The following is an 18,162-nucleotide window of genomic DNA, read 5'->3' on the forward strand; positions in this document are numbered from 1 at the left end:
GTGCGATCAAGCCATCCGGCGGGCATCGCCCTGCGCGAACTCGCCGTCACTCACACGGTTGTCGGAGAACGACCACGCAATTGCGGAGGCGACCATCATCGCGCAGGTGAGAAAGCCGGCTGCGAACAGCAGTGATCCGGTGTGCAACATTGTCTTCGCCTTCCCTTTTGGTTTGGCCGACAAGTAGGCGGATCAGGATTAGGAAGACCTTACGGACGCCAGCGCGCGGCCAGCTTCCGAATCTAAGCGTTAACGGAGGTGGAATCCCGCCGCAGAAATATCGGTGCGATCACCCGGCGAGGGCGTCCGCTCAGGCTCCATGCCCGCCGCAGGACGACGAAAACACAACGCAGGGTCACTCAAAATCGGATCCAAGACTTGAAGTTTAGGCGATCTCATCTCGCGACGATGCAATTCCATCTCCGCGCCGCAGCTCACTAGTTCAGCCGCGGCCTCAATCGTGACATCGATCGGACACGTGTATGTCTAGTTTGCGAACTGCTTATAAAAGAGTACGTCGCGCACAAATTTTGCACAGCGATTCCGACGTGTATCTCGGTTCACAAGTTGCAATAAGGTCACAGCCATAAGTGCTTTACCATAAAGTCGAAGAGGCAGCAGTGACTCACCCGCACGATGGTTGGTACGGTGATTCCGATTTTAAATGAGTACGAGGGAATGGTGGTGGCTAAGACCGAACGTTTTTCTTTTGATTTCGGGATTAGTCGAATCCTGGCGCTGGCTGCTGTCGGCATCTCGCTGGCGGGTTGCGCGGGCTTCATCCCTCTGGACTCTCCGGATGCCGTTGCCACGCAGACCAACGCTGCGCTGGTCACCGAGCCGACCGCACCGCTCGCCTATGCCCTGATGCCGGTCAATCCGGCGATCGTTCAGGCGACCAACGCCTTCACCGATTCCTCCGGGATGGTGTTCTCGCGTCTTCCCGGCGGCAATTATCGCGACGTCACGATCGGCATCGGCGACATCGTCACCGTGACCGTGTACGAAGCGCAGGCGGGCGGCCTGTTCATTCCGCGCGAAGCGGGCGTCCGGCCGGGTAACTTCGTCGACATTCCGCGCCAGCAGGTCGACCAGTCCGGCAACATCAACATTCCGTACGCCGGATCGATCAAGGTCGCCGGGCTGACGCCGCGCGCCGTGTCGAACATCATCCGCGAACGCCTCAAGGACCGCGCCATCGATCCGCAGGCGGTCGTGAGCGTCGCCGAGCAGCGCGGCAACCAGATCAGCGTGCTCGGCGAGGTCAACTCGCCGCTCCGCTTTCCGGTCGACCCCGGCGGCATTCGCCTGATGGGCGCGATCGCGCGCGCCGGCGGCCCGAAATACCCTTCCTACGAGAGCACGATCACGATCAAGCGCGAGGGCCGCACCTACAATGAGTCGATGTCGACCGTGGTGCACCACCCCGGCGAGGACGTCCTGCTCGCGCCGGGCGACGTCGTCTTCCTGACCCGCATTCCGCGCGTCTACATGGTGTTCGGTTCGACGCCATCGCCGGGATCGATCGGCGGCACCAACAATCGCCGCTTCTCGTTCGAGAACGACAACATGTCGCTGGCTGAAGCCATCGCGAAGGCGGGCGGCCTCGATGGCAACCGTGCGGATTCCAAGTCCATCTACGTCTACCGTTTCGAGCCGAAGCCGCTCCTGGAGCGTATCGGGGTCGAAGTATCCCAGTTCCCGACCAAGACGATCCCCGCCGTCTACAAGTTCGACATGAGCAAGCCCGACGGCTGGTTCCAGGCGGATACGTTCAGGATGCGCGATCATGACGTGATTTCGGTGGCGGAATCGCCGTCGACCGAATTCGTCAAGCTGATGAACCCGCTGAACGCGGCGACCACGAATGCGGACAACATCAGCACGGTGATCGTGAACTCCAAATAGCCCAACTCGGCGCGCTCCGTGGGGGCGCGCGGACAAGGTCGCCTCACCCAATTCGGGCCACAGAAGAGGATTAGCCTTGTCGAGTTGACGCGAGCAGGAGTGGATACGAGCGTGACGGAGCCAAAGAGGAAACGAGCCTTGCGTCGTTTCCGGATGCTGATGTTCGGTCTCTGTGCCGCGACCGGCCTCTCATATCCTGCGAACGCGCAGACCGCGCAACCGCTCGACCAGCGTTTCCTGCTGGGCGTCGGTACGCACCAGGGCCTGGGCGGCGTCACCAGTGCTCGCGGTTACGTACCTGCGACGGCCATCAAGCAAATGAAGGAGCTCGGGGTCACCGCGTTCCGGGACGACTTCCCCTGGTCGGATTTCGAGTTGCCCGGCAAGCGGCTCGGCTTCAACGCCCTGAACGGCCGCCTCGAGACCCAGATCAGGTCCGGCGTCGGAATTCCTCTGCTCATCCTCGGAGCCGGCCATCACCTCGTCCCGAACTCCGATCCGCCGACGACCGACGAAGCGCGCCAGAGATTCGTCACCTATGCTGCGGCGGCCGCGCAAGCGGTCGCAGCGCGGCAGCCCATCTTCGAATTGTGGAACGAGTACAATCTCCGAGCGCGCGCAGAGCCGCAATTCACGGTCGAAAATTACGTGACGCTTGCCCGTTTGGTGCAGCCGGCGGTCAAGCAGGCGGCGCCGTCTGCGCCCTTCGTGGTGGGCGCACTCGGCGACGATCCGGGCTGGAAATGGACCGACGCCCTGCTGAAGACCGACCTGCCTCGCATCGCCGACGGCATGTCCATCCACATCTACAACCATTGCCTGCCGCCGGCCGGGCGCACCGCGGCTGAAGCGATCGAGCGGTTGGAAAATTTTCATCAACGCGTCGCACAGGCGACCGGCAATCCGAACTATCCGATCTACCTGACCGAAACGGGCTGGCCGACCCCGACCGCGAAATGCGGCGTGAACGAGCAGCTCTCGGCCGACAACATGGCGCAGATCATCCTCTGGTCATCGACCGCGGGTCCCTGGCTCAAGGGGATATGGCTCTACGAGCTCAAGGACAGCGGGACGAAGCCCGGCGAACTCGAGGACAATTTCGGCATCTATCATTTCGACAATTCGCCGAAGCCCGCGGTGTGTTCCATTCGCGAAAGCTGGGCCTTCATCCGCACGAGCCTGAAGGCGGCGCGAACCACGCCGATGCCGGGCGTCGTGCAGATCCGCAGTGACAGCGGATCCGAGACGAAAGTGGCGCTCTGGTCGGAGAATCCGTCGAAGCGCTTCGAAGTTCGATTAAAAAATGCGGAACCGAATGCCGAGATCAGCTATGTATGTCAGCAAGCACCGGGCCCTGCCGCCGGCGCCTGGACGGCGTTATCGACGACGCCCCTGCTTGTCAGTGTCAAGGGCACGGCCGTGCCGGATTTCGAGATTCGGCCATCGAACTGACGCTGCGGCGGACTGCGCAATCCGGGGCTATCCTTGAAGATACTGATCGTTAACACGCTCTATCCGCCCGAAATCATCGGCGGCGCCGAAGTGTCTGTGTCGCTGCTCGCGGAGGCGCTGGTTCAGCGCGGCCACCAGGTTGCCGTGGTCTGCCTTCAGAACAAGCAGGATCGCACCGTCAACGAGCTCAGGGGCGTGCGCATCTACCGGGTGCCGCTGGACAACGACTACTGGCCGTTCGGCAACGACAGGAAGCCCTCCTCGGTCCAGCGCCTGAAGTGGCATCTCCAGGACACGTGGAATCGCAAGTCCGCAGCGCGCTTCGCCGAAATTCTCGATCTCGAAAAGCCCGAGGTCGTCCACACCAACAACCTCACCGGATTTTCGGTCTCGTTGTGGGCGGAAGCCAGGCGGCGCAACATCCGGATCGTGCACACCTTGCGCGACTATTCCCTGCTCTGCAAACGCTCGACGTTGTTTCGCGGGGACGCGACATGTGCGCAGCGCTGCACCCTCTGCGCGGCCATGACGTCTCCCTATCTGCTGGCCTCGCGCATGGTCGATGCGGTGGTCTCGAACAGCCAGTTCGTGCTCGACCAGCATACCAGGCTGAAATACTTCCCGGGCACCGATGGCAGGGTCATCTTCAACATCGCCGATCCAAGCTCCGTAGTACCCTCACCTCCCTCGAGCTCGGATGACCTGATATTCGGGTTCATCGGCCGGCTCGAGGCGGAAAAAGGTATCGAAGTGGTACTAAGAGCCGCCGAGCAGCTCCCCGACCGGGGATGGCAACTGAAAATTGCCGGAAAGGGGCTTGAGGATTACGTCCGGGGGCTCAAAAGCCGCAGCGGGAGGAACGTCGAATGGCTTGGCTTTGCAAAGGCCGCCGAATTCTATGCCGGCATCGACGTATGCCTGGTGAGTTCGGTCTGGCCGGAGCCGCTGCCCCGGACGTTGATCGAAAGCATCAACGCCGGCCGGGCAACTATTTGCTCCACAGCCGGAGGGATTCCCGAGATCGCGGGGTTTTCCAACATGGTTGGGTCCTACGAGCCCAACGATCATAAGCGACTGGGAGAACTGATGCTGAAGGCCGTCAACGAGAGATCACGCTGGAAGCTCGCCCGGCCTCCGCAGCCCGGGTTTGCCGAGAGGTTCTCTGCCGATTCAGTGACAGGTCAATATTTGGACGTCTATTTGAATAACAGTCGAACGAGCCGGCAATAGGCCGAAACGGAGATTTCACGAAGCCATTTGGCAGGATAGCTGGACAGACCTTTTCGATGAAGATCCTTATCACGTCATCCCTCTATCCGACGCCGTTGGCTCCGAAGGTGGTCGGTGGCGCGGAAACTTTCGTCCGTCGCCTCGCCGAGACGTTGGTCGGCCAGAACGACAGCGTGGAAGTGATACGTGCTGCCTCCACACCGAACCAGCAGATGGAGACCTGCAACGGCATCGACGTGCACTCGGCGGCCGTGCACAACATCTACTTTCCCTTCGCCAAGCAGCACAGCGCGCCCGTGCGCGGCATCTGGCACGCGATCGAGGACTGGCAGCAGATGTCGGAGCTCGTCGCCGCCAGGATCAAGGCATTCAAACCGGACATCCTGCATTCCAACAATCTCTCCGGCCTGACGACGGCGGTGTGGCGAACCGCGGCGGAACTGGGCATTCCGGTCCTGCACACGCTTCACGACTACTATCTCACCTGCCCCCGCTGCTCGCGCTTCTCGGACGGACACGCCTGCAAGGCAAGCTGCATGAGCTGCCAGATCCTGACCTTTCGCCGCCGCGGGGCGACGCGACATCTGGACGCCGTCGTCGGCGTCAGCCAGCGCATTCTCGACATCCATACCGGGCTCGGTCTCTTCACGCAGACACCGCTGAAGATCGTCATTCGAAACGCCTCGACGGCCGACGTCGGCAGCGAAGAGACGGCGATGCTCGACGGCACCGTCACATTCGGATTCATCGGGCGACTGACCGAAGAAAAAGGCATCTACAATCTGGTTCGCGCCATCGCGACGATCCCGCCTGAGCGGATCCGGCTCGTCATCGCGGGTCATGCCTCCGAGAGCCAGCGCAAGCAGATCAAGGGGCTCGCCCCCAATGCGCGGATCGAGTTTCTCGGCTTCGTGCAGCCGAAGGAGTTTTACGAACAGGTGAACGTCGTGGTCGTCCCCTCGGTCTGGGAAGATCCAAGTCCGCTCGTCGTCGCCGATGCCCAGGCCGCCTGCAAGCCCCTGCTCGGCACGCCGTTCGGCGGCATCCAGGAGGCGATCAAGCCGGGCCTGACCGGCTGGCTGACGTCTCCCGATCCGGACTCGATCGCCAAGAGCATTTCGGCGATCGTCGAGGCTCCCCAGCAGATCGTGGAGATGAGCGGACGATTGAAATCCGGCATCAACAAATGGGCCTTTGACGACGTGGTCACCGGCTATCGCAACGTCTACGACCAGCTCATGCGCGGCCGCGGCGTGCCTCGCACGTAATGGGGGCGGACGCAGATGCCACCGACGGCCTTCAATCATCCCGCCATGTTTTCCTTCACGCGTAGCCAGAAATGATCAGCCTGCTCGCATTCGGCAGCTACATCTACCAGAGTGCATCCGCGATCATTCTGATCTTCGCCGTCAGCCATATCCTCTCGCCAGCCCAATACACCTCGTTTTCGCTGGCACTGGCGGCGAGCCAGTTGTTCTGCGTCTTCGTGTTCGAATGGCTGCAACTGGCCGGCGTTCGCTTCCTCGCCGCCGCTTCCGGAGAAGAGGCGGCGCGTCTGCGATTCTCGCTGTTCAGCGCGGGACTGCTCAGCGCGCTGGTTCTGCTGCTCGTCGGCAGCGTGGCGGGGCTGGTGGGCACGCTCGAGACAAGCGTCGTCGCCCTCGCGCTGGCGATGGCCGTGCTACAGGGCGCCACCGACCTGTACTTCATGATCGTGCGCGTGTCCGATCGGCTGGCGACCGCATCCGTCCTCCTGATCCTGCGCGCCAGCGTGCTCCTGGCCGGCGCCGTCACGGCGGCGCTGCTCTACGGCACCGCGGCGGCGACGCTGTGCGGCATCGCCGCGGGCTACTGCGCGGCGCTTCTGGTGAGCCTGATCGTGCATCGCACCTCGCTACAGCGGGCGTCGCGACACGCCCTGCTGACGGATTGGCGCAATTTCTGCCGATACGGCATCATGGCCGCGGCCGCCTCCGTCATCCATCTCTCCGTCCCCGTCACCTTGCGCCTGATCGTGATCGCCACGCTCGGACGGACGTCGACGGGAGCCGCCGGTTTTTCGATGGCGATCGACCTCCTGCAGCGGCCGTTCTCCGTTCTGGTGACCGCCATTCACACCGTCAGCTACCCCAATGTCGTCGTGCAGTTCGAGCGCGACATCGACGGAGAGGCGCGCAGAGCAACCGCCCGCATGCTCGACTTCATCCTCTGCGCGACGATCGTGATGCTGGGGGGGCTGATCGGCCTTCTGCCCGATGCGGCGCATCTGTTCGTCCCGGCCGATCTGCTGGTCGATTTTCTCAACGCTGCGCCGGTCGCGGCGGTCTTCTACTTCCTCCACATTCACCTTCAGGCCACGCTCGCAGTGGTGCCGCATCTGACCAAATCGGCCACCAGGCTGGTGGTCGTCGCGGCGTGCCAGCTGGTGCTGGTATCGGCGGCCGCTTCGATCGGCGCCTTGCTGCACATATCGGTCGCCGGACAAATCGCGAGTGCGGCATTGGCCACCGCACTCATCATCCTCTTCGCCAGCGGCCCGTTGATCCGGTTCCGCGCTGCGCCACGGGCGCTGCTGATCGTGGAGGCAACCGTCGCGGCCGCCGCGATCGCCATGCTCGCGGCAGCTCCGTCGGCCTCTCTGCTCTGGCTCGCGGGAAAGATCGCCTTCGCCGGGCTCGCCGTCGTCCTGGTGACGTGGCGAGGCGATCTGCTGGCCTCGGCACGCAGTTCGAACTAGGCCTGCATCGGATGGGCCAGCGGATTCCCGCTGGCATCGCCCGCCAAACCGTAGATCCTGAGGGTCTGGTCAACCATCGGCCCGACACCGAAATATTGCTGGGCGCGCGCAAGAGCATTGCGCGACAGCGCGGCGCGCAACGCGGGATCGGCCAACTTCTCGAGCGCCCCCACGAGCGCGTCGACGTCTTCGAACGGCACGATGAAGCCGGTCTGGCCGTCGATAATCTGGTCCGAAGCGCCCCCTGCCGGGGTCCGCACCGGGACCAGCCCCGTCGCCATGGCCTCGGCGACGCCGAGCGGGAAACCTTCGAACCGGCTCGGCAGCGCGAACACATCGGCGGCCCAGAGGATTTCGCGGACGTCGCCCATGAATCCGAGGAACTTGAACGTGTCCTTGTCCTTCTCGTCGGCGAAGGCAAACGACTTGATTTCCTTCTCGCGCTCGGCACCGCCGCTGCCGACGAAGTAGCATTTGATGTCGATGGGCGAAGGACTGGCGCTGTCGCGGATCCTGCGCGCCGCCTTGATGAGCAAATCATGGCCCTTCACCCAGGCGAGACGGGCCGCCAGCAGGCACATGAACTCACCCTCGGCAACCCCGAATTTCGCGCGCGCATCGCGGCGCTCGGCATCCGACGGCGGCCGAAAATGCACCGTATCGACGCCGCCATACACCTTGGCGATCCGGTTCTTGCCGAACAAGACGTAGCGCCTGAGATGCCGGAGCGATTCCTCCGACATCAGGATGAGGGTGTGCGGAAAGAAAAGATTGAAGAACAGGATCTGGACCGGGCTGAAAGTCGATTGCGGCGCATTCTGCACCTTCTCGATGTTCCCGAGCACCGAGGGGTGATAGGTCGCGACGCAGCGCGCGCCGGTGAGCAGGGAGAGCAGCCTGCCCCACATCAGCATGCCGAGCCCATGGACGTTGATCACGGTGATGTCGTTCTCCCGGATCAGCTTCCAGAGCTGCATGAAGATCGACAGCGAGGGCAGCTTGCGAAGTCCGGGAACGACGTGCCACTGCTTGACCGCCGCCGCCAGCTTCTGGCGCTTGTATTCGGACTTCTCGTCCGACCGCACGATGCCGGAGACCAGGTGGATCTGCACGCCGCGGGCGTGCAGCCCCGTGGCCAAGGTCTCGCAATAGGATGCAATCCCGTCATTGCAATTCACGACCTCAACCAGAAACATGACATTCGGGGCGCCCGACATGGGATCCTGCATAGGAATGGCCTTCTACTCCGTTCGATCAACGAGACTTTAACCAGTGCTTAGCGGCAAAATTCGTGCCGTGCCAGCGGTTTGCCCGCCATAGCTTTGCGCGCCTAACATATTGACGTTGCGGATCTGCGACACTCCGCCCGGCATGGCCGCATCGCTCGACGTTGCCTTCACGCGCCCCCGCCGCCTCGGTCGGGGTGAGCCTGCCACGCGGATCGCGAAAGCAACGCCAGGTTGCACATCCTCGATATTCGCCCCGCCTCCGCGACGCGCGCCCGTCCGATCGTGTCGTTCGTTCGACCTCCCGCTTCAATGCCAGTGAAGATCACCCCCTGCCCGTTCGGAAGGCAGACGAAAATTTCATCGACATCGACGCGACCACCACAACACCAGGAGAGAAGAAAAAAAATTGCGTGCGAAAGTGCCGTGGCACTGCTTGCCAGCTTCTCGGGAAAATTTGGAAGGCTCCAGTCGACTTCGGCGCAAGACCAAGTGTCACATTCGACGCTTGATCCGTGTTTCTACGACTCCTAACAGCACTTGACGCAAGACATTGGAAACAAATCTGCCCGCACGAGAAGCAAATGCGTTGCGATTAGGCATCGGCACAACATCGCTCGAACATCGTCGTTGCATCGCCATCGCGACGTCATGCTGCAAGCACATTAGCGTGGTCTTCACAGATGAAGCTCAGTCTAAGCAGATTCGTGCGCTGTGAGCGTCGCGCAGGAAAGTCTCGGCGAGAGAATCTCCGGGGTGCTTCCATTTTTACCGATCTCACCAACTCGAAAAACAGAGATTGGCCGATACGACGGACACAGGCGGCAACGAACTCTCGCGTTCCAGAAAAGGCTCTGAAATACCGATGACCACCGCATCACCAGATCAAACGATCCTGTCGGCGAGCACCTTCATCAGTTCCATCGGCGTCAATGTCCATGTCGGTTATTCGTGGGGCGCCTACGACAACCTCGCCCTCGTAGAGGACGACCTCAAATATCTCGGGGTGACCAAACTGCGCGGCGGACTCGCCACGAGCCCCGAGGCGCAACCGATCGTCGAAGGACTCGCGAAGGACGGATACAAATTCGATCTCGTGGTTCCGTCGGGTGTTCCAGAAGGCGGAACCGCAGCGCTCCAAGCCTATCTCGAGTCCGTCAAGGAGTTTGCGGCCAGTCATCCCGGCAGCGTCATCGCGCTGGAAGGCCTCAACGAGGCGAACATCCAGGGCTTCAGCTACAACGGCAGCTCCAGCGTTTCCGCCGCGGCACAGTTCCAGGCGGCCTACTATAACGCAATCAAGGCCGACGCCGCGCTCAAGGACATCCCCGTCTACAATCTGTCACTGGGCTACAACGACACGACCGACTACGCCAAACTTGGAGATATGTCGGGAGCGACCGACTACGCCAACTCCCACGCCTATGTCAGCACCAGCCTGACCCCCGCGGCAGCCCTCCAGGCTCTGCTCGGCAACGCGACGTCGATCACACCCGGCGATCCCGTCGTCATCACGGAAACCGGCTATACGACCAAGAGCGATACACCTTATGTTGGCGCCAGCGAAAACGTGCAGGCCAAGTCGATCCTGAACACGCTGGTCGACGCCTACAAGGACGGCGTCAGCACCACCTATCTCTATCAGCTGCTCGACGCTTCGGCGAGCAACGACCCCACCGATCCGGAATCGCACTGGGGCCTGTTCAACGGCGACGGAACCCCGAAGCTGGCGGCGACCGCGATCCACAATCTGACGACAATCCTGGCTGACGACGGCACCGGCGGCCACACGCCGACGGCTTCGCTGAACTACACGCTCGACGGTCTGCCGGCGTCCGGGAACAGCATGGTTCTCGGCAAGAGCAACGGCGCCTACGAGTTGGTGGTCTGGGCGGAACCCAAGATCTGGAACGACGCCACCGACACCGAGATCTCGAACCCAACCAGTTCGGTCACGGTGAACCTCGGCAGCGTCCACCATCTGATCAACGTTTACGACCCGCTGAAGGGCAGTTCGCCGATCGCCACCTACACCGACGTCAGCCAGATCGTGGTTCCGATCACGGATCATCCCCTGATCATCGAGATCGACGCTCCGACAGGAGGCGGCACGACACCGCCCGCCGTGACCGACGTCAGCGGAACCGCCGAGGACATCGTGTCGCAGATGTCCGAGCTGAACGCCTCGACCTCGCTTCAGACCATCACGCTCACCGACACGCACGTGCTTCCGGTCGCCTCGATCGCGACCATGGAGTACATGATCTCGCACTATACCAACGCGCTGGCGGCGATCCAGGGCGGCTACCAGTTCTCCGTCACCAACTCGACCGATACCTGGAGCGTGACCAGGGTCTACGACTCCTCGGCAAGGCTTGTATCGACCAGCACGTCCAACTTCACGAACGGCGTCATCACCAGCAAGGTCACGCTCAATACCGACGGCTCGTCGGAGAACATCGCCTATACCGACGGGAAGATGGTGCGTGACGTCACGGTCTCGCCGATCGGCGACAAGGACACCAAGACCTACGATGCAAGCGGCAATCTGATCGCGGACCTCGTCCAGAACAAGGACGGATCGTCCTCGAACACGCTCTACACGGCCGGCGTCAAGACCAAGGTCTATGTCACCAATGCCGACCGCACTCACGACAACTACTATTACAACATCACCGGCCAGTCCTACACGACCGAGCACGACCAGCTCGACGCGAGCGGAAGACTGCTGTCCGTCGTCCGCACGCATACCGACGGCTCCATGGCCTACAGCCAAGTCTACAACAGCGACGGCAGCAAGGTCACGACCCAGTACGACTCCACGGGCCACAAGACCTCGGTGATCACCGTCACGGCGTCGGCGACCACGACCGATTTCTACACCACGGCCGGCGTCCTCAAGCAGACGGTCGTGCAGACGACCTCCGGCAACGTCACCACGACGAACTACAACGGCTCGTTGCTGGTGTCGGTCTACGTCGTCAACGCCGACGGGTCAAAAGAGTCGAAATTGTACGACGCCCAAGGCATCATCGCGAGCGACCTGATCCAGAATGCTGATGGCTCGTCCTCGAACACACTGTACACGGCCGGTGTCAAGACCAAGACCTACGTCACCAACGCCGACGGCAGCCTCGACAACTATTATTACAACATCACCGGCCAGTCCTACACCAGCGAGCACGATCATCTCGACGCAAGCGGCAAGCTGCTGTCGGTCAGCCGGACCCATGCCGACGGCACCATGGCCTACAGCCAGGTGTTCAACAGCGACGGCAGCAAGGTTACGACCCAGTACGACTCCACGGGTCACAAGACCTCGGTCGTCACCACGACGTCGACGGCCACCACGACCGATTTCTACACCACCGCCGGCGTCCTCAAGCAGACGGTCGTGCAGACGACCTCCGGCAACGTGACAACGACCAACTATAACGGCTCGCTGCTGGTGTCGGTCTACGTGGTGAACGCCGACGGCTCGAAGGAATCGAAGCTCTACGACTCCAACGGCATCATCTCGGGGGACCTGGTTCAGAACACGGACGGCTCGTCCTCGAACACGGTCTACACGGCCGGTGTCAAGACCAAGGCCTACGTCACCAACGCCGACGGCAGCCGCGACAACTACTATTACAACATCACCGGCCAGTCCTACACGACCGAGCACGACCACATCGACCCGAGCGGAAAGCTGCTGCTGGTCAGCCGCACCCACGCCGACGGCACGATGGCCTATAGCCAGGTGCTGAACAGCGACGGCAGCAAGGTCACGACCCAGTACGACTCCACGGGTCACAAGATCTCCGTCGTCACCGTCACGTCGTCGGCCACGACGACCGACATCTATGACGCGGCGTCCGGAGCACTGAAACAGGAGATCGTCACGACGAGTTCCGGCAACACCACCACGACCAACTACAATGGCTCGCTGCTGGCGTCGGTCTACGTCGTCAACGCCGACGGGTCAAAGGACACCAAGCTGTACGATTCCAGCGGAAAGATCGCCAGCGACCTGGTCCAGAACAAGGATGGCTCGTCCTCGAACACGGTCTATTCGGCCGGCGTCAAGACCAAGCTCTATGTCACCAATGTTGACGGCAGCCATGACAACTCCTTCTACAACATCACGGGCCAGAGCTACACGACCGAGATCCAGCACCTCACCGCGGCCGGCACGCTCACGACCCTGACCCGCCTCCATGCCGATGACACGCTTGCCTACAAGCAGGTGATCAACAGCGACGGCAGCAAGGTCACCGACCTCTATGACAGCACCGGCCACAAGACCAGCGAGATCCTCAACTCAACCGATGGCTCGACCACGACGGACAATTATGATTCGTCGGGAGCCCTGAGCCAGGAGATCCACAAGACAGCGGGCGGCGACGTCACGACCACGAACTACGCGAACGGGTTGAACGCTTCGATCTACGTCGTCAACGCCGACGGCTCCAAGGAGACGAAGCTGTTCGACAGCAGCGGCAGCCTGACCAGCGACTACGTGCTGAACAAAGACGGCTCGAACTCGACGACGGTGTACACGTCGGGCGTCAAGACCGCGGTTTATGCCAACAACACCGACGGCTCGCACGACAACACGATCTACAACATCACCGGCAAGAGCTACGTCACGGAGCAGCAGCACATCGACGCTGCGGGCAAGATGACGTCGCTCATCCGTTCGCACGCAGACGGCACGCTCGACTACACGCAAGTCATCAAGTCGGACGGCAGCAAGGTCACCGATGTCTACGACTCTACCGGGGTCAAGACGACCGAGACCCTCAACAACGCCGACGGAACGACGGATGTCTTCAAGTTCAAGGTCTCCGGCCTGCCGGGCGCCGTCGAACACGACAGCTACAATACCAGCGGCTCGCTGCTCTCGATCGACGTCCTCAACACCGACGGCACCCACACCGTCACGGCCGTGACTGCGGGACTGACGCTGGCCGGCGGCACCGGCAACGACGTCTTCTCCTCCGCACCGGGCACGACTACCGTCATGTTCGACGGCGGCAACGACCAGATCAAGAGCTTCCACGCCGGAACCGCGTCCAACCACGACACGATCGAAATCCTGAAATCACTGGTGGCCGACTACAGCCACCTCCAGATTTCGCAATCGGGCTCCGACACGCTGATCCAGCTCACCTCGGCCGATTCCATCCTGCTGAAGAATGTGAATTCGGCGACGCTCGATCACGGCAACTTCCTGTTCGTCTGACGACGCATCGGGCCGGCAGGTACGCCTGCCGGCCCGATGGCGGAACACGGATGAACGGATGAAACGACGTCAGTGCGGCCGCGTGGCCGCACCGATGAAGATGATGTCCTCTGCGAGCAGCGGAAGCTGCCGCAGCAGCATCGACTTCAGCATTCCGGCGCGCATGAAGGTCGCCATCTTCACCTCGACCGGCGCATACCCGGCATCGATTGCGACCTTGGCGATCGTATAGGGCGTGAAGAAGAACCGGTGATCGCTGTTGATCGTCTCGACGTTCTTCAGGATACCCTTGATGTTGCCGCCCCTGAAGGCGTTCGGAACGGTGATCACGATCTGGTCGACGACGTCGCCGTAGTTCTCCCTGAAGCGCGACAGGAACGAGACCGGGTTGGGAATGTGCTCGACGACTTCGCCGAACACGGCGATGTCGAACTTCCGGCCGGATATTGCTTCGATCTTTTGACCCGACGTCACGTCTCCCGCGACCATGTTGTCGAGGCCGGAAACTCGTGACGCTTCCCGCACCGCGTCCGCATCGATATCGACGCCGACGGTGTATTCGGAACATTCCGTAATCAGGCCGTGCAGCCAATCCCGGTTGTCGATCTTGCGCTTGATGAGCGGCAGATGGTCACAGCACCCGACATGCAAGACCCGCTTGCCCCGACAGATGTCCACCAGGACGTCGCATCTGTATCTGACGTCGCCGTCGCCCCGATACTGCACGACGATGGTGTCTTTGAATTTCGAGCCGTCGAGATAGGGATAGACTTGCGAAAAATCGGTAATGATCGACGACATCGGCTGGCCCTCGGTTACATGATTAGACGTTTCCCGACACAACTATACATAGCCAGCAATCAGAATTGTGACCGCTTTGCCGCCAAGGCCGATTAGAAGGACGTCACGATGATGGCCGGAATCTATGCAATTTGCCGCCTGTCGCATCATGGCCGGACGCGACATCGCTCGAACCAATGGAACCTGCTCAGGCCCATGCGTAGGACGGTTCGCCGGTCCGCGAACAAACGAGCAGCGCGGAACGGATGACGGTTCCGAACAACACTGAACCGCCCGAAAAGCAGGTGTTGAACAAGAGCCTCTTTCGAGCGCAATGCCCCGATAACCAGCAGGGCCCTGGGCCCCGCCTTGCTGCTTTAAGCGCGCATCCGATCGGGTGCTTCCGAGCGCACGACCCGCGCAGGTGCTCCCGCAGCGACGGAACGCGGCGGAACGTCACGCGTCACAACCGCGTTGGCGGCGACGTTTGCTCCTGCGCCAATCGAAATGGGGCCGACGATTACGGCACCGGTATAGATGACGGCATCGTCCCCGATGGTCGGACAACCCGGCTCATCCCAGGCGCGCCGGCCAAGCGTGACGTTGTGATACAGCATCACGGAACGGCCGATCCGCGCCCCCTCGCCGATCACGACTCCGGTCGGATGCGGCAGGATCAGTCCCGGACCGATTTCTGCGAGAACCGAGATGTAGCAGCCTCGCCGCATCAGCGCCCTCACGAGCAGCCAGGTGATCTGATGACCCCAGCGCGTCCGGAAGCGCAGCATCTTGGCGATCCGCCACGTCGTGATCACGGCGAAGCCCGGGCTCGTCAGCAAGGCGACGATAGCGGCTCCAACGCCGGACCTGCCGGTGTTTGCCATCAGGTCCTCGCGCCACGGAATTCCCGGCTGGGACTTGTCGTCCATTCCCTCTCCTGAAGACATCAACCGATCTCTACTAACCTGCCGAGGGAAGATTTGCCTGCATCGGCGGAACCGACCCGCCGAGCAGCGACTGCATGCTGTTCCAGATACGACGCCTGAATATCACGTAGCTGCAAAGCACGACGACCGCATAAACGGCCGTCGCGATCAGCCAATGCGACAGACTTGCGACCTCGCCCTTCGTCGCCACGAGCGCGCACAACGTCCCCAGGGACGTCCCCACGGTGGCGGGCATCAGGGAACCGAACAACGACGCATAGGGAACCCCGCAGTTGCGGGCTCCGATCATCAGCATGAAAGCGCAAACCAGGATCGACACGACGAGGTACACCACGGCGACGGCCGTGAGTCCGAACGGCAGTGCGACGACAAAAGCAAGAATCATGCTGGCGCTATTGGCGCTGCTCACCCAGAACTGGAGCCGCGCCTGGTTGTGGGCCAGCAGGATCGGGCCGGCATAGGCCGCAATCGACTGCGCGGCACCCGCCGGCGCGAGAATGGCGATCAGCGGCAGCACCTCCTGCCAATGCGGCGAAAGGAATGTCGCAACGGGATATTTCAGCCCGAAGGTCAGATAGATCATCGCCGGGAACGTGATCATCGCCGTCATGCCGAGCACCGCGCAAATTGCCGCCTTGCGCCGGTCCTGTTCCCGCTCGCCGCTCATCCGGCTCAAGGTGGCCATGAGAACCCCTCCGCCCGGCCAGGAGAGAATCATCAGCGGAAGCGTCATGAACTGGAAGGCGAGACCGAACAGGCCGACCGCCGCCGCGCCCAACTTGGCGCCGATCAGGAGATTGCCGACGTTTCTGGCAGTGAAGTTGAGGACGTTCGAGGCCAGCACCCAGCCGCCGAACGACAGCATCAGGGCGACGCCGCGCCATTTGAAGTTCAGATGAATGTGGCGTCTGGTGTTCACATAGAACGCGACGGCGCGCACCGCCTGCATCAGGACATAGTACGCGATCAACGCCCAGATCCCCCACCCGAGCAGGGCGCCGACCACGCCCACCGTCGCGGACGCCATCGCGGCCCCGGCTTCGATCAGGGCGATCGTTTGATATTGCAGCGAGCGCTCCAGAACCGCACGCGGTCCCATCGCGGAAATGGACAAGACGACCGAACCGGAGAGCGCGGCCAGCACGGCCGGCAGTCCCTGCATGTCGACGGCGGCTCCGAGCGGCTTCGATGCGGCGGCCAGCACCAATGCACAGCCGATCCCGATCGCGACCATCAGCGTCGTCGCCGCACCGGCCTCCTCCTTCGTAAGCGACGTCCTCTGGATCATCGCGCTCGACAGCCCGAGGTCGGTCAGCATGGAGATGAAGGCGATGAACGGCAGCGAAAACGCCACGAGCCCGAATTCCGTCGGCGTCACGAAATAGGTGATCAGCAGCGTGATGAGGAACTGAACCGCCGACTTCACGACGTTCACGCTCGACATCGAGAGCAGATTCTTGATGATCATGACGTTACCCGCATGTGATCCGGCTGAAACGATGGCGAGCGCATGCGCTCAGGCGACATAACGGGCTTCACGACGCACTCCGAAAAACAGTCCTCGCAGCGCCGGATCCAGCAAACGGCGCAGTCGCACTTCGATCAGCTCGTAACTGACCGTACCCGCTATCAGCGCGGCAATTAAGCCAAGACCTGCAAATCCGGCCCAGAGGAGCCAGAGATTGACTCCGTGCGCGGCCAGCTTCACTCCGATCACCTGCAACGGGAATAGCGCAAAAGGATGGACCAAATAGAGGCTATAGCTGATCTTTCCAAGGAACTGGAGGAATTTGCCGCTCAGAGCAACGGCAACACCGGAGTCTGGAGCAAGGACCATTCCAAACAGCAGCGCCCCCGGGAGCAAGCCGACCAGCGGATGCACATATTCGATCGACACGTACATCGCGGCCCCGCAAAGGATGCCGGCCAGCAACCCGGGCCAGCCGACGACGCGGATCCGCAGGCTGACGAGACTGAACAGCAATCCGACAAGGAAGAACGCGGCGATCGGCCGAAAGGCGATGCCCGCGAGACCGAGCAGGATAAAAGGCGCCGCCAGAAGCCAGTTCTTCCGCCGCACCACCGTCACGAAGACCAGCGCGAATAGGATGTAGAACGCCCATTCGTAGCTCAGGGTCCAGGCGTTCTGCTGGCCGATAGGCAATCCCAGTGCGTCCGGCAGGAACGCCAGATTGACAAGGAACAGCTTGAGATATGTCGGCAGATCGATCCCCTTGAAGAACTTGTAGCCAACCAGGGGCCCTGCCGTGAACAGGATCAGGTGCAGGATCACGAACACGGGAAGGATACGCAGGGCGCGATCGAGAAAGAATTTCCCGACGCTGCGGTGGCGCATGAGGCTCGCCGGAATCAGGAAGCCGCTGATCATGAAGAACAGCTCGACGCCGTGCCCGCCCATGTTGACCGTAGCTTCAAGCCACGGCCAGATGGGGGGCAGGAAGCCCGCCAGAAGCGGCATGTCCTGGAGATGCACGATCAGCACGCTGAGCGCCGCGACACCGCGCAGCCCCTGTATCGCCTCTACGAAATTCCTGCTGTCTCCGCTCACCACCACGATCCGATCTCAAGATGAAAGAAGGCGACGGACCGGAGCCCGCGCTGCGCGCCGCAGTTCATTGCATGAAGCACCATGGC

The 18,162-nt window shown here is 61.8% G+C and carries 12 protein-coding genes; 6 read left to right on the plus strand and 6 right to left on the minus strand.

Annotated features, from left to right (window positions below; genetic code table 11):
- Nucleotides 1–6 precede the first annotated feature (6 nt).
- The gene (locus EI171_RS45050; protein ID WP_165448142.1) at nt 7–150 is read right to left on the minus strand and encodes a hypothetical protein; all 144 of its coding nucleotides are present in this window, start codon (nt 148–150) and stop codon (nt 7–9) included.
- Nucleotides 151–678: 528 nt separating this feature from the next.
- Here EI171_RS45050 and EI171_RS36330 point away from each other — a divergent pair.
- The 5 genes from EI171_RS36330 to EI171_RS36350 all read left to right on the plus strand — a co-directional run bounded on the left by EI171_RS36330 (nt 679) and on the right by EI171_RS36350 (nt 7,327).
- Nucleotides 679–1,908: a polysaccharide biosynthesis/export family protein gene (locus EI171_RS36330; RefSeq protein WP_039183945.1), complete on the plus strand. Its 1,230-nt coding sequence runs from the start codon at nt 679–681 to the stop codon at nt 1,906–1,908.
- A gap of 159 nt (nt 1,909–2,067) precedes the next feature.
- Nucleotides 2,068–3,360: a hypothetical protein gene (locus EI171_RS36335; protein ID WP_161537144.1), complete on the plus strand. Its 1,293-nt coding sequence runs from the start codon at nt 2,068–2,070 to the stop codon at nt 3,358–3,360.
- Nucleotides 3,361–3,393: 33 nt separating this feature from the next.
- On the plus strand, nt 3,394–4,590 hold the full coding sequence (locus tag EI171_RS36340) for a glycosyltransferase family 4 protein (RefSeq protein ID WP_161536147.1): 1,197 nt from the start codon (nt 3,394–3,396) through the stop codon (nt 4,588–4,590).
- A gap of 56 nt (nt 4,591–4,646) precedes the next feature.
- Nucleotides 4,647–5,858 carry a glycosyltransferase family 4 protein gene (locus EI171_RS36345; RefSeq protein ID WP_161536148.1) on the plus strand — a complete coding sequence of 404 codons (1,212 nt, stop codon included), beginning with the start codon at nt 4,647–4,649 and terminating at the stop codon, nt 5,856–5,858.
- 71 nt (nt 5,859–5,929) lie between these two features.
- Nucleotides 5,930–7,327, plus strand: coding sequence for a hypothetical protein (locus EI171_RS36350; protein WP_161536149.1), 1,398 nt, complete (start codon nt 5,930–5,932; stop codon nt 7,325–7,327).
- Here EI171_RS36350 and EI171_RS36355 read toward each other — a convergent pair.
- On the minus strand, nt 7,324–8,544 hold the full coding sequence (locus EI171_RS36355; protein ID WP_231166654.1) for a glycosyltransferase family 4 protein: 1,221 nt from the start codon (nt 8,542–8,544) through the stop codon (nt 7,324–7,326). The two genes, EI171_RS36350 and EI171_RS36355, sit on opposite strands and share 4 nt — an antisense overlap.
- 874 nt (nt 8,545–9,418) lie before the next feature.
- On the opposite strand from EI171_RS36355, the gene EI171_RS36360 reads away from it, so the two are divergent.
- The gene (locus EI171_RS36360) at nt 9,419–13,780 is read left to right on the plus strand and encodes an RHS repeat protein (protein WP_161536150.1); all 4,362 of its coding nucleotides are present in this window, start codon (nt 9,419–9,421) and stop codon (nt 13,778–13,780) included.
- 69 nt (nt 13,781–13,849) lie between these two features.
- Here the strand turns inward: EI171_RS36360 and EI171_RS36365 are convergent, their stop codons facing one another.
- The 4 genes from EI171_RS36365 to EI171_RS36380 all read right to left on the minus strand — a co-directional run bounded on the left by EI171_RS36365 (nt 13,850) and on the right by EI171_RS36380 (nt 18,076).
- Nucleotides 13,850–14,581, minus strand: a complete 732-nt coding sequence (locus EI171_RS36365; RefSeq protein ID WP_028174315.1) for a bifunctional 2-polyprenyl-6-hydroxyphenol methylase/3-demethylubiquinol 3-O-methyltransferase UbiG — start codon at nt 14,579–14,581, stop codon at nt 13,850–13,852.
- Nucleotides 14,582–14,937: 356 nt separating this feature from the next.
- Nucleotides 14,938–15,489: a serine O-acetyltransferase gene (locus EI171_RS36370; RefSeq protein WP_161536151.1), complete on the minus strand. Its 552-nt coding sequence runs from the start codon at nt 15,487–15,489 to the stop codon at nt 14,938–14,940.
- Nucleotides 15,490–15,520: 31 nt separating this feature from the next.
- On the minus strand, nt 15,521–16,975 hold the full coding sequence (locus EI171_RS36375) for a lipopolysaccharide biosynthesis protein (protein ID WP_011085157.1): 1,455 nt from the start codon (nt 16,973–16,975) through the stop codon (nt 15,521–15,523).
- Between the two features lie 48 nt (nt 16,976–17,023).
- Nucleotides 17,024–18,076, minus strand: coding sequence for an acyltransferase (locus EI171_RS36380; RefSeq protein ID WP_038966616.1), 1,053 nt, complete (start codon nt 18,074–18,076; stop codon nt 17,024–17,026).
- Nucleotides 18,077–18,162: the final 86 nt, after the last annotated feature.

Source organism: Bradyrhizobium sp. LCT2, assembly GCF_009931255.1.
Taxonomy (GTDB): Bacteria; Pseudomonadota; Alphaproteobacteria; order Rhizobiales; family Xanthobacteraceae; genus Bradyrhizobium; species Bradyrhizobium diazoefficiens.

Excerpts from the sequence above, each read along its gene's own strand:
- EI171_RS45050 (WP_165448142.1), bottom strand. The coding sequence starts at position 150 with ATGTTGCACACCGGATCACTGCTGTTCGCAGCCGGCTTTCTCACCTGC.
- EI171_RS36330 (WP_039183945.1), top strand. The coding sequence starts at position 679 with ATGGTGGTGGCTAAGACCGAACGTTTTTCTTTTGATTTCGGGATTAGT.
- EI171_RS36335 (WP_161537144.1), top strand. The coding sequence starts at position 2,068 with ATGTTCGGTCTCTGTGCCGCGACCGGCCTCTCATATCCTGCGAACGCG.
- EI171_RS36345 (WP_161536148.1), top strand. The coding sequence starts at position 4,647 with ATGAAGATCCTTATCACGTCATCCCTCTATCCGACGCCGTTGGCTCCG.
- EI171_RS36350 (WP_161536149.1), top strand. The coding sequence starts at position 5,930 with ATGATCAGCCTGCTCGCATTCGGCAGCTACATCTACCAGAGTGCATCC.
- EI171_RS36355 (WP_231166654.1), bottom strand. The coding sequence starts at position 8,544 with ATGTCGGGCGCCCCGAATGTCATGTTTCTGGTTGAGGTCGTGAATTGC.
- EI171_RS36360 (WP_161536150.1), top strand. The coding sequence starts at position 9,419 with ATGACCACCGCATCACCAGATCAAACGATCCTGTCGGCGAGCACCTTC.
- EI171_RS36365 (WP_028174315.1), bottom strand. The coding sequence starts at position 14,581 with ATGTCGTCGATCATTACCGATTTTTCGCAAGTCTATCCCTATCTCGAC.
- EI171_RS36370 (WP_161536151.1), bottom strand. The coding sequence starts at position 15,489 with ATGGACGACAAGTCCCAGCCGGGAATTCCGTGGCGCGAGGACCTGATG.
- EI171_RS36375 (WP_011085157.1), bottom strand. The coding sequence starts at position 16,975 with ATGATCATCAAGAATCTGCTCTCGATGTCGAGCGTGAACGTCGTGAAG.